The 12,017-nt window shown below is 62.6% G+C and carries 9 protein-coding genes, 1 tRNA gene and 2 rRNA genes (1 of these 12 only partly in view); 10 read left to right on the top strand and 2 right to left on the bottom strand.

The features are described from left to right. From GDI_RS13820 to GDI_RS13810, 3 genes are all read left to right on the top strand, one after another. A 23S ribosomal RNA gene (locus GDI_RS13820) occupies positions 1–1,931 on the top strand (it extends 810 nt beyond the left edge of the window). A gap of 113 nt (positions 1,932–2,044) precedes the next feature. Next, positions 2,045–2,160 (top strand): 5S ribosomal RNA (gene rrf, locus GDI_RS13815). Positions 2,161–2,198: 38 nt separating this feature from the next. Continuing rightward, positions 2,199–2,275: transfer RNA gene (locus GDI_RS13810), tRNA-Met, on the top strand. On the opposite strand, the gene GDI_RS20660 is transcribed toward GDI_RS13810, so the two are convergent. Further along, a complete protein-coding gene (locus GDI_RS20660) occupies positions 2,232–3,893 on the bottom strand; it encodes a recombinase family protein (protein WP_012227138.1) in 1,662 nt (553 codons plus the stop codon). The genes GDI_RS13810 and GDI_RS20660 overlap by 44 nt on opposite strands. Before the next feature lie 674 nt (positions 3,894–4,567). Between GDI_RS20660 and GDI_RS13795 the strand changes: the two genes are divergently transcribed. The 4 genes from GDI_RS13795 (at position 4,568) to GDI_RS13780 (ending at position 9,152) form a co-directional block, all read left to right on the top strand. Continuing rightward, on the top strand, positions 4,568–5,677 hold the full coding sequence (locus tag GDI_RS13795) for an iron-containing redox enzyme family protein (protein WP_050935053.1): 1,110 nt from the start codon (positions 4,568–4,570) through the stop codon (positions 5,675–5,677). 215 nt (positions 5,678–5,892) lie between these two features. Next, the gene (locus GDI_RS13790; protein ID WP_012227134.1) at positions 5,893–6,513 is read left to right on the top strand and encodes a TetR/AcrR family transcriptional regulator; all 621 of its coding nucleotides are present in this window, start codon (positions 5,893–5,895) and stop codon (positions 6,511–6,513) included. A 171-nt stretch (positions 6,514–6,684) separates the two neighbouring features. Beyond that, positions 6,685–8,706 (top strand): conjugal transfer protein TraG, encoded by a 2,022-nt coding sequence (locus GDI_RS13785; RefSeq protein ID WP_012227133.1) that lies wholly within the window; start codon positions 6,685–6,687, stop codon positions 8,704–8,706. Continuing rightward, complete coding sequence (locus GDI_RS13780) at positions 8,706–9,152, top strand: hypothetical protein (protein WP_041249490.1); 447 nt, start codon at positions 8,706–8,708, stop codon at positions 9,150–9,152. Before GDI_RS13785 ends, GDI_RS13780 begins: the two co-directional genes overlap by 1 nt. A 34-nt stretch (positions 9,153–9,186) precedes the next feature. Here GDI_RS13780 and GDI_RS18635 read toward each other — a convergent pair whose 3' ends face one another. Further along, positions 9,187–9,855, bottom strand: coding sequence for a MucR family transcriptional regulator (locus GDI_RS18635; protein WP_050935051.1), 669 nt, complete (start codon positions 9,853–9,855; stop codon positions 9,187–9,189). 552 nt (positions 9,856–10,407) lie between these two features. Between GDI_RS18635 and trbB the strand changes: the two genes are divergently transcribed. Genes trbB through GDI_RS13760 form a run of 3 tightly spaced genes read left to right on the top strand, consistent with a single transcriptional unit; the run spans position 10,408 to position 12,010 of the window. Beyond that, the gene (gene trbB / locus GDI_RS13770; RefSeq protein WP_231854131.1) at positions 10,408–11,382 is read left to right on the top strand and encodes a P-type conjugative transfer ATPase TrbB; all 975 of its coding nucleotides are present in this window, start codon (positions 10,408–10,410) and stop codon (positions 11,380–11,382) included. Further along, positions 11,382–11,735 carry a TrbC/VirB2 family protein gene (locus tag GDI_RS13765; RefSeq protein WP_050935048.1) on the top strand — a complete coding sequence of 118 codons (354 nt, stop codon included), beginning with the start codon at positions 11,382–11,384 and terminating at the stop codon, positions 11,733–11,735. The genes trbB and GDI_RS13765 overlap by 1 nt, the downstream gene beginning before the upstream one ends. Next, entirely contained in the window at positions 11,735–12,010 is a 276-nt protein-coding gene (locus GDI_RS13760; protein ID WP_012227125.1) for a VirB3 family type IV secretion system protein, read from the top strand. Before GDI_RS13765 ends, GDI_RS13760 begins: the two co-directional genes overlap by 1 nt. Positions 12,011–12,017: the final 7 nt, after the last annotated feature.

Genomic DNA, 12,017 nt, shown 5'->3' with positions numbered 1-12,017 from the left:
GAGGTAGATCGTCAGGTGTTGACCCCGGGGGGTAGAGCACTGGATGGGCTAGGGGGGCCCAAAGCCTTACCAAACCTAACCAAACTCCGAATACCCGGAAGTTTAGCTTGGCAGACAGACGGTGGGTGCTAAGGTCCATCGTCGAGAGGGAAACAGCCCAGACCACCAGCTAAGGCCCCTAAATCGTGGCTAAGTGGGAAAGGATGTGGGGATTCCAAAACAACCAGGAGGTTGGCTTAGAAGCAGCCATCCTTTAAAGAAAGCGTAATAGCTCACTGGTCTAATAGAAACCCTGCGCCGAAAATGTAACGGGGCTCAAGCCACGTGCCGAAGCTGTGGGTGCATACTTTGTATGCGCGGTAGCGGAGCGTTCCGTAGGTCTGTGAAGGAGACGGGGTGACCCTCTCTGGAGATATCGGAAGTGCGAATGCTGACATGAGTAGCGACAAACAGTGCGAGAAACACTGTCGCCGAAAGTCCAAGGGTTCCTGCGCAAGGTTAATCCGCGCAGGGTGAGCCGGCCCCTAAGGCGAGGGCGAAAGCCGTAGTCGATGGAAACCGGGTGAATATTCCCGGGCCTGCCAGAAGTGACGAATGCAATATGTTGTCGGGTCTTAACGGATTGATCCGGCTTTTGGCGCATTCCAGGAAATAGCTCTGGCATATAGACCGTACCCGAAACCGACACAGGTGGACTGGTAGAGCATACCAAGGCGCTTGAGAGAACGATGCTGAAGGAACTAGGCAAATTACTCGCGTAACTTCGGGATAAGCGAGACCCATCGTTGGGCAACCATCGGTGGGTGGCACAGACCAGGGGGTAGCGACTGTTTAGTAAAAACACAGGGCTGTGCGAAGTCGAGAGACGACGTATACGGCCTGACGCCTGCCCGGTGCCGGAAGGTTAAGAGGAGGTGTGCAAGCACTGAATTGAAGCCCCGGTAAACGGCGGCCGTAACTATAACGGTCCTAAGGTAGCGAAATTCCTTGTCGGGTAAGTTCCGACCTGCACGAATGGCGTAACGACTTCCCCGCTGTCTCCAGCATCGGCTCAGCGAAATTGAATTCCCCGTGAAGATGCGGGGTACCCGCGGTCAGACGGAAAGACCCTATGAACCTTTACTGCAGCTTTGCAGTGGCATCAGAGACATTCTGTGTAGGATAGGTGGGAGGCTTTGAACCCGGGGCGCCAGTTCCGGTGGAGCCATCCTTGAAATACCACCCTGACTGTTTCTGATGTCTAACCGAGACCAGTAAGCCTGGTCCGGGACCCTGCATGGTGGGCAGTTTGACTGGGGCGGTCGCCTCCCAAAGTGTAACGGAGGCGCGCGATGGTGGGCTCAGGTCGGTCGGACATCGACTGTTGAGTGCAATGGCATAAGCCCGCCTGACTGTGAGAGTGACAGCTCGATCAGAGACGAAAGTCGGCCATAGTGATCCGGTGGTCCCGCGTGGAAGGGCCATCGCTCAACGGATAAAAGGTACTCTAGGGATAACAGGCTGATCTCCCCCAAGAGTCCACATCGACGGGGAGGTTTGGCACCTCGATGTCGGCTCATCACATCCTGGGGCTGGAGCAGGTCCCAAGGGTTCGGCTGTTCGCCGATTAAAGTGGTACGTGAGCTGGGTTTAGAACGTCGTGAGACAGTTCGGTCCCTATCTGCCGTGGGTGTTGGAGACTTGAGAGGATTTGTCCCTAGTACGAGAGGACCGGGATGAACAGACCTCTGGTGCACCGGTTGTCGCGCCAGCGGCACAGCCGGGTAGCTAAGTCTGGACGGGATAATCGCTGAAAGCATCTAAGCGAGAAACCCACCTCAAAACCAGGTCTCCCCGAGGGCCGTGATAGACCATCACGTCGATAGGCCAGATGTGAAAGCGCAGCAATGCGTGCAGCTAACTGGTCCTAATCGCCCAACAGGCTCACTCACACCGCCTGCCCAGCAGGCAACACACATGCACAGCAATCATCCACACAACACACTCACCTCTCACCGCACCAACCTCACACGCCCAATAACACCCCACAGGGTGGACTGGACGACCTGGTGGCCATGGCGGGGATAGACCCACCCGATCCCATCCCGAACTCGGCCGTGAAATGCCCCAGCGCCTATGATACTGCGTCTCAAGACGCGGGAAAGTCGGTCGCCGCCAGGTCTTCCAGTCCACCCCTCACAACACACACACCACACCAGCGCGGGGTGGAGCAGCCCGGTAGCTCGTCAGGCTCATAACCTGAAGGCCGCAGGTTCAAATCCTGCCCCCGCAACCAACGACGCTTGCGACAAGAACGATTGAAGAACGCCACGCTCGGGATGAGCCGTGGCGTTTTTTTTGTCGGCCGCAAAGGCGAGGATCGCCGCCAGATCTCCCTTGAGTGTGATGGTTAGTCCATCGCGTCCCTCGGGCGTCAGGACAACAGCGCTGATGAGCGCGCGGATGCGCTCGGCGGCTTCATTCCGGACGCCGGTGCCGCTCAGCGTCTCGCTCAGTCGCGCCAAGCGATCCCGATAGGTTTCCGCCATGTTGGGGTGAAGCAGGGGCGGCGGCTCTTTGGCATCGACCAGCAGCGCAGTCAGTTCCTCTCTCCGCGCTTCGAGGCGTGTCATCCGGTCCTTCAGCTTGCCAGGAGGAACGCCACCAAAAATGGCGTCGATCGCCCGGTCGAGGTCGCGGTTGATGCGCTCGAGTTCCTGCTGACGGGCAACGAGATCGGCGCTGCGTTCCATGCGTAGCCGGTTCACCTCGCGGGTGAACTCCTGACAGAACTCCTTGAACAGTTCTGGCTCCATGAGATGGGTGCGCAGCCCGCTCAGCACGGAGGCCTCCAGCGCATCGCGCCGGATGTTCAGCCGGTTGTCGCAGGTGCCCTTGTAGCGCGCATTCGAACAGCCGAGCAGATCGGCGGAAATCTTGCTGTAGCCCCCGCCGCAGCATCCGCAGCGGACCAGACCAGACAGCAGGTAGACGGGCCGTGAACGCTCCCGCATCGGATTGTCGCTTTTGCTCCCGGTCGAGAACGCCAGACTGCGCTGACGCGTCTTGACCGCGTCCCACAACTCCTGATCGATGATGCGCAGTTCGGGGACGTCCTGCATCACCCATTCGTCGGTCGGATTGACGCGGGAGACGCGCTTGCCGGTGTCGGGGTCTTTGAGATAACGAAGCCGGTTCCAGACGAGGCGACCGATATACAAGTCGTTGTTCAGGATGCCGGTGCCGCGCTGCGCATTGCCATGGATCGTGGAGGGTCCCCAGTCATTGCCCAGCGGGCCGGGAATGCCGTCGGCATTCAGGCGCATGGCGATCGTCCGAGACGAATGCCCCGCGTTATAGTCTGCGAAGATCCGCCGGACCACGGCCGCCTCGGTCGCGTTGATGGTGCGATCACCCCGGAGCGGCTCGCCGCGTGCGTCGACCTGACGGACGACATCATAACCGTAGCACAATCCGCCGCCTGATTTGCCGGCCTCAATGCGTCCGCGCAGGCCGCGATGTGTCTTGTCGGCGAGGTCTTTCAGGAACAGGGCATTCATCGTGCCCTTGAGGCCGATATGCAGATGGGTGACGTCGCCCTCGGACAGCGTGATGATCCGCACGTCCGCGAATTTCATGCGCTTGAACAGACCGGCTATGTCTTCCTGGTCACGGGACAGGCGGTCCATCGCTTCGGCGAGAATGATGGAGAACTTGCCACGCTGCGCGTCCTGCATCAGTTCCTGGATGCCCGGCCGCAACAGGGACGCGCCGGACACGGCACGGTCTGTGTAGCTGTCGACGATCGTCCAGCCCTGTTTCTCCGCATGCGCGCGACACAGCCGCAACTGGTCTTCGATCGAGGCGTCACGCTGGTGGTCGGACGAATAGCGGGCGTAAAGCGCGACTCTCATGCGTATGTCCTCTCACTGTCCGGTCATGTCATCCCGCGCGTTGTCCTCGCGTTCCACGAATTCGCGCGCGGCCTCCCTGGCGAGAAGCCGGACCAGAGCCCGCAGCGACAGGTTCGTTGCCGCAGTGTGCTTGCTCGGGGGGCTGGTGCTATCCAGGATCAACCGTACGGTCAGCGTAGCATTTCGCTGCTCCATTGTCGTGTCCTTCGTATCATCGGCGGATGGTGTGCCGACAGGATGCGTCGGTGCGACGGAGCAACCAAGAAAAAACAAATAAATAACAATGATATAAGGAGTAAACTGGCGGGTTCTGGCGTAGCCGATTCGGTCTGGGCGCGCAACGACGAAAGGTCGAATGATCACAAAACCGTTACGAACGGCGAGGGAGTGCCAAGGTCGGACCAGATTGCCTGGCAAGAGCCATGTGTTGGCGGATCCGGGAGCCGCCCGCGTAAACAAGATTCTCTATCGTAACCAAACTGTTGTCGTTAGCTGTCGGTGTCATGTCGTGCGTCGCCGAACTGACTAACCGGTTATGAACGCTCCAGAATCGTTCCCCCGTCATACAACTGTCTTCTGAATCTTCTTGACAGAAATACAACCGATTAGTCAGCATCAAGTCCACAGATCGCGAGCTGTCGTCCTTCGTTTCAGAAATTGTAAGGAACTGCTTCATGCCGACACATTCTGCCGGTGTTGCCGACGTGCGATCTCCGATCCATCTGGCGCCGAACGCCGCGAAGACCTTTCACGACCTTTCCAGCCTCGCGCTCGAGCGCGACGATGCCGATCGCTGGCTCGCCGAGGGGCCCCGTGCTGACGATCTCCGGCACGCCGCCCGGCAAGTATGCGCGCTTGCCTTCTCCGGGGATCATCCGGACGCGCGTCGCGATGTGCATCATGTGCTCCATCGCCTGTATGACCTGCATCTCGCCCGACCCGTTCCGGGGATGACGCGGAATCAGGAGAGTGTCGAGCTGCTCAGGCTGCGCAAACAGATCGAGCAGGCGTGGCAGGCATGGGAACACAACCGGATCGGAGACGTCCCGGAGAATCTCACACCTGACGCGATCGGCGGGGCCATCAAGGCGATGTGGCGCCAGCATGCCGGCCATAACCACCCGGTGTTCGAGTTCATGCGGACGGAGGCCGACAGGGCACAGATCATCAAGTATTTCACCACAGATTACGCCCTCAATATGCGGTTTTACGATCTGATCGTCCTGTCGCTGCTGGGTATCGACGAAGATGTACGCATGGAGGTCGCGGGCAATTTCTGGGACGAGATGGGGCAGGGGAACGCAGCGCGTACCCACGTGCGGCTCTACCGCGATCTGCTCGACTATCTCGGGATTGAAGACAATCCGGCCGCGTTCGTTGACGCGCTGGGTTGGGAGGGGCTCGGCGGCTATAATCTCCTGCTGTACTTCGCGCTCAACCGGCGGGAATATTTTCGTTCGATCGGCGCCCTGGCGATCACCGAACTCTCCGATCCCGACCAGTATGCCAAGCTGATCGAAGGCTGTCGCCGGGTCGGCATCGGCACGGATCGTCCTTCGGTGCTCGATTACTACAGCGAACATGTCGAGGTCGATGCCCTGCACGGCGATGGCTGGATCGACAACGTCATCGTGCCGGTGTTGCGCCGTTATCCTGACCAGGCGCGTGCGGTTCTCGAGGGCGCGGCGATGCGGCTCAATACGAGCAAGGATTATTGGGACTGGCAACTCGCCGAGATGCGGTTGCTCGGGAAGTCCGCTCCGGATGCCGTTGCAACGTTGTGATGTCATTGGTTTGGAACCGGCGCGCTCTTCTGACTTGACGGGTTCGTAAGACAGATCGGAACGGGCGAATGTCGGCTCGCACATTTCACTTGAGCGTTGTCACGGCTCGTGGCTACATCCTCCGTTAGAACTGGCTCGCGAGCTAGACGCGACGGTCAGGGCGCGATACCCGGTTCGGGCGCCCGCGCCGCGCGTGCGATAACGAGGTTGAGGACGTGGCGCAGACAAAAATCAAGAAAAGGGGCGGGCGCCCCAACAATCGGGCGCACCTTCTCTCAGTTGCCAATACACTGTTTATGAAATCCGGCTTTCGCGACGTCAGTGTCGATAGGATCAGCGAAGCCGCCAGCGTGACCAAACAGACGTTATACTACCATTTCGCCAATAAAGAGCAGCTGGTTGTCGAGGTCTTGGAAGAGCGTATAGACGACATCGAAGCCTCCCTGGCCGCAGCGATCAACGCGCATACCGCGCCGCGCGACCGCCTCAAGGCGATCTTCGACTGGCATACGGCCTGGTTCAACCAGCCGGATTTCACGGGCTGTATGTTCTCGCGCGCCGCCTCCGAATACAAAGGCGAGCAGCGCGACATCGCCGAACTGGTCGAGTTACAGAAACTCGAACTGAGACGCGCGATCCGCGCGCTGGTCGAAGCCTGCGGTGTGCCCCCGGCTCGCACGGACACCATCGCGCGGTCGTTCCTCTGCCTTCTGGACGGCGCCGTAATCTCGGCCCAGATCCTGGGCGAACGGGACGCCGCTGACAACGTATGGCTCACCGCCGAGACGATTCTTGCCGTCGAGGCCGGTCGCCCAATGGATCCAGCCGCTCCCTGATCCCGATCTACCGCCGGGTGCAGACGCCCGGATCGCCAGCCCGTTTTGCGCGTTTTCGCCTATACCATTTTGTGTGCGCCGCTCTACGCCCGCGCCGACAGTTCATGGAAAATACGTTGAAATTACTGGATGCTATCCGGTCATCTCGCCTCCGTTCGCACGGAGGGCTCCATGTCTGGTTCTCGTATCCTGTGGGGGCAGCTCTGCCTCTGCTTCCTAATTGTCGTCGTGGCGTGGTGGACCGCGACCCAATGGGTCGCCTGGCGGTTGGCGTTCCAGCCCGAACTCGGTTCGCCCTGGACTCTCGTCGCCGGTCGCTGGCCGGTCTATGCGCCGTTCCTGTTCCCCTGGTGGTGGTACGAATTCGACGCTTACGCGCCGCATATCTTCGTCGAGGGCGCGTGGATCGCGGGATCGGGTGGCGTTCTGGCGTTCCTGGTCGCCGTGTTCCTGTCGGTCTGGCGGGCGCGCGAGCGTAAGCGCACCGCCACCTATGGGTCGGCGCGCTGGGCGGAGCGTCACGATGTCGAGGAGGCGGGGCTTCTTTCGCCGGACGGCGTGGTATTGGGGCGTTGGGGGCGCGACTATCTGCGTCATGATGGTCCGGAGCATGTGCTGTGCTTCGGGCCGACCCGATCCGGTAAGGGTGTCGGCTTAGTCGTGCCGACCCTGCTGACCTGGCCGGGCTCCGCCGTCGTCCACGACATCAAGGGGGAGAACTGGTCGATCACGGCGGGGTTTCGCGGGCGTTTCGGGCGTCTGATTCTGTTCGACCCGACGAACCCGGACTCGTGTGGCTACAATCCGCTGCTTGAAATACGCCTCGGCGAATGGGAAGTCCGTGACGCCCAGAATGTCGCCGACGTGCTGGTCGATCCCGAGGGATCGCTGGAACGACGCAACCACTGGGAGAAGACGTCGCATTCGCTGCTGGTCGGGGCCATCCTCCACGTCCTGTATGCCGAACCGGACAAGTCGCTGCGCGGGGTGGCTAACCTGCTGTCCGATCCCAAGCGATCCATCGCGGCCACGCTCGTGGTCATGATGGGCACGCGCCACCTCGGCGAGCGCGGCGTCCACCCGGTAGTGGCGTCTGCCGCGCGCGAATTGCTCAACAAATCCCCCAACGAACGCTCCGGCGTGCTGAGCACCGCCATGTCCTTTCTCGGCCTGTATCGCGACCCCGTCGTGGCGGACGTTACCAGTCGCAGCGCCTGGCGGATCGGCGATCTGGTCGACGCGGCGCGGCCGACCACGCTCTATTTCGTCATCCCGCCGTCGGACATCAGCCGCACCAAGCCGCTGATCCGCCTGATGCTCAACCAGATCGGGCGGAGATTGACCGAAGATCTCTCCGGCGCGGGGGGGCGACAACGATTGCTGCTGATGCTCGACGAGTTCGCAGCGCTGGGGCGGCTGGATTTCTTCGAAAGCGCGCTCGCCTTCATGGCCGGGTATCGGATCAAGGCGTTCCTGATCGCCCAGTCACTCAACCAGATCGACAAGGCCTACGGCGACAAGAATTCGATCATGGACAATTGTCATGTCCGCGTCAGCTTCGCGACCAATGACGACCGTACGGCCAAGCGTGTCTCGGACGCGCTGGGCACTGCCACCGAAGTCCGTTCACAGAAGAACTACGCCGGCCATCGCCTCTCGCCTTGGCTCGGACACCTCATGGTGTCGCGTCAGGAGAGCGCGCGCCCGCTGTTGACCGTCGGTGAGGTCCAGGAACTGCCGCGCACGGATGAACTCGTTCTGGTGTCTGGCATATCGCCGATCCGGGCGAAGAAGGCTTCCTATTTCCGCGACGCCCGGTTTCAGGAGCGGCTGTTGCCGGCCCCCAAGACTGGAACCCGTGGGCTGTCGGTCTTGCCGGACGACTGGACAGGGCGCCCGCAGCCAGCGAAGCCGGAGGTCAGGCCCGATACCCCGGAGGATGCGGTCAAGGAAGCGGCCGGGGACGAAGATCCGGTCGGAACCGAGGCGCGCCGTCAGCCGGAAATGGACGTGGCACGCGAACCAGACCTGCCACCGCAGGATGATGGCGACCCGGTCCACGAGCCGCACAGGCGCGATCGTGAGCGGGACCCGGCCGAAGAGGAAGACCTTCACGCCGTGCTGACGGCGGATCTGGCGCGCAAGGCGCGTCAGGCCGCACTCGATCCCGGCAATGATCTGGGGATTTCGTGATGACGATGCGCGCCAGGAAAAAGCGGCTGTCGGTCTATCTGGAGCCGGATCTCTGGAAAGGCCTGCGCACCCAGGCGGCGCGGCGATCGATGTCCGATTCCCTGCTGGCCGAAGCCGCGATCGCGGCCTGGCTCGACCCGGACGCCGCGGGCGGCGACCCGAGGGCATCGCTGGAGGGCGCGATGCAGCGCCTTGAGCGGCGTCAGGCGCGGATCGAGCGTGACCTGTCGATCTCGGTCGAGACGCTGGCGCTCTTCATCCGCATCTGGTTCACCAGCATGCCGGGCCTGCCGGACAGCGTCGCCGCCGCCGCCCGCGCGCAGGGCGCCGAACGCTATGACCGGTTCGTGGAGATGCTTGGCCGGCGGCTGGCCAGCGACAGGCGGTTCCGTACCGATCTCAAGACCGACGATCTTCCTGATACGGAACCGAAATCTTCCCAATGAGCGACGGGCCTGCCCCGCGTGGGGCGGGTGCCGCTCAATGGTTTTCGATCGCTCTGAGCAATCCGCCTCCCGATCGGGCCCGGCGACCGGGTCGGTCCCGGCCCTTGACGCTCTCGGTGTCCTTGCGCTCCGGCTCAAGCGGCCGCGTGTTTTCGCTCTCCTGGATGGGACGGCGGCCGAGGCCGCTCTTGCGCGCCACATCCCGACGCATCTCCGCATAGTTCGGCGCAACGGTCGGATACTCGTCCGGCAGGTCCCATTTGGCCTTGTAGTCCTGGATCGTCATCCCGAACGCGGATGACAAATGCCGCTTCAGCGATTTGAGCTTCTTCCCGTCTTCCAGACAGACGATGTAGTCAGGAAACACCGAAGCGCGGATCGGGACCGCGGGAACGAGACCAGAAGTGGGCGCGGTGTCCGCCGGTGCTGCGCTTGACGTGTCGACGGCAGGCGTCGGGGGTGCGGCGCGTTCGCTCGTCTGCTCGGCGGACTCGGCCACCGGCATGGGGGCGGGATCATTACGCACGGGAGCGACCGGGGACCCGGCAGCCGGCTCGGGATGCAGAACCGACGCGTAGACTTCGCGGACCAGTTGCGCCAGCCTGTCGGTCTCGACCTTGGTGGTCGCGAGGTGCGCCATGACGATGTCCTTCATTGCGCTCAGGCGCGCGAGCGAAACGGCGTCCGGATCGTGGTTGCTCAAAAGCCTGCATCCTCCAGCAGCGTGAGGTTGGTGGTCGTCTTCTCCACGGTCACGTTGAGACGTGCCATGCGCCAGAAGCGTCACCCGGAGATTTCTCACGACCGACAATAGGCTGAACGCGCCCGTCGGGCCAAGGCTTCCGGTTGATCATCGTCCTCGATGGCCGTGGCGAGACAGCCGCCGTCGCGTCCTGGACGGGCCCGGCTATAGATACCGGTGAGGACGCAATCGCGCGGCCGTCACAGGGCGGGAGGTCGGGGCGGGTGTCGCGACAAAGCGGCGAGGTCCTCGGTTGATCCTCGGCCGGACTCATGATTCGAAAAGACCGTAGGTCTGAGCACGATCATTTTGATCCATCCGCTTTGTTCGCTCCTGTCCGCGCCAACCTCCGCCATAGTACGCAGTTCGTGATTTTTTCTGTTGCGGATCAAACGCTTCTGCATCTTCTAACTGTCCCCGTCGTCGTCCGGATTGCCCGGATGGCTCAACGCCACGGGGACCATTATGCGGACATCCGCTCACCACGCAGGTGCGGCCGCGCGGAGCGTTTCCATGCTGCGCACGGCCATGGGGCGGCCCATCGCCGCGCATCTGGCAGATCCGGCTGTGGTCGAAGTCATGCTCAATCCGGATGGTCGGTTGTGGGTCGACCGGCTGTCCGAGGGACTCGCCGACACAGGCGATACCATCTCCCCGGCCGATGCCGAGCGCATCTTGCGGCTGGTCGCGCATCATGTCGGGGCTGAGGTGCATGAGGCAGCACCGCGCGTATCGGCGGAACTGCCGACGGGAGAGCGGTTCGAAGGTCTGCTGCCTCCGGTGGTGACAGCGCCGAGCTTTGCGATCCGCAAACCGGCCGTCGCCGTGTTCACCCTCAACGATTACGTCGACGCCCGAATCATGACAGCGGCGCAGGCGAGCTTTCTGCGCCGGGCGGTCGCTGGGCGGCAGAATATCGTGGTCGCGGGCGGGACTTCGACCGGCAAGACCACGCTGGTCAATGCCCTGCTGGCCGAATTGGCCAAGACTACCGACCGCGTGGTGCTGATCGAGGACACCCGCGAATTGCAATGCACCGCGTCCAACCTGATCGCGCTGCGCACCCGTGACGGGGTGGTCACTCTGTCCGAGCTGGTGCGCTCCGCCTTGCGGTTGCGGCCCGACCGGATTCCGATCGGTGAGGTGCGCGGTCCGGAGGCGCTCGATCTCCTCAAGGCCTGGGGTACCGGTCATCCCGGCGGCGTGGGCACGCTGCACGCCGGCACGGCGCTGGGTGCGCTGCGGCGGCTGGAGCAACTGATCCAGGAGATCGTCGTGACCGTACCCCGCGCGCTGATTGCCGAGACGATCGACGTGATCGCGGTCCTCTCCGGGCGCGGCGCCGCGCGTCGGCTGTCCGAACTGGCCACGGTCGATGCGCTCGACCCGGTGAGCGGCGACTACCGGATCTCTCCCTTCGAGGCGCCGTCCGCACAGGGACCGTGCCCAGGCCCTTCCAACCTTTCCAGCCTCAAGGATCGTGAGTGATGTCGCAGACCCTGTCCGCGCGCATTTTCGTAAGCGCGCCCGCCAGCCGCCTCTCCCGTCTGACCAGCATGGCCGGGATCGCCCTGTTCGCCGCAACCTCGTCAGCCTGGGCCTCCGGGTCCGGCATGCCGTGGGAGGAACCGCTCAACCAGATCCTGGAATCCATCCAGGGGCCGGTGGCACGCATCGTCTCGGTGATCATCATCACCGTGACCGGCCTGACCCTGGCCTTCGGGGAAACGTCGGGCGGCTTCCGACGCCTGATCCAGATCGTCTTTGGCCTCTCCATCGCCTTCGCGGCGTCGAGCTTCTTCCTCTCTTTCTTCAGCTTCAGCGGCGGGGCGCTGATCTGATGGCGGGATATGACGATGACGCGGTGCCGGGCTTCCATGTCCCGGTGCATCGCTCCCTGACCGACCCGATCCTGCTGGGCGGGGCACCCCGCACGTTGGCGATCGCCAACGGCACGCTGGGCGCGGCCATCTCGCTCGGCCTGCGGCTCTGGCTGGTCGGCGCGGTATTCTGGATTGTCGGGCACAGCCTTGCGGTCTGGGGTGCCAAGCGCGATCCGTTGTTCGTGGAGGTCGGGCGGCGGCATCTCCGCTACCCCGCCTGGCTCCGGACGTGAGGAGGGC

Source organism: Gluconacetobacter diazotrophicus PA1 5, assembly GCF_000067045.1.
In the GTDB taxonomy this organism is placed as follows: Bacteria; Pseudomonadota; Alphaproteobacteria; order Acetobacterales; family Acetobacteraceae; genus Gluconacetobacter; species Gluconacetobacter diazotrophicus.
The sequence above is the reverse complement of the archived record's forward strand: the minus strand, read 5'-3'. Positions and strand labels throughout refer to the sequence as shown.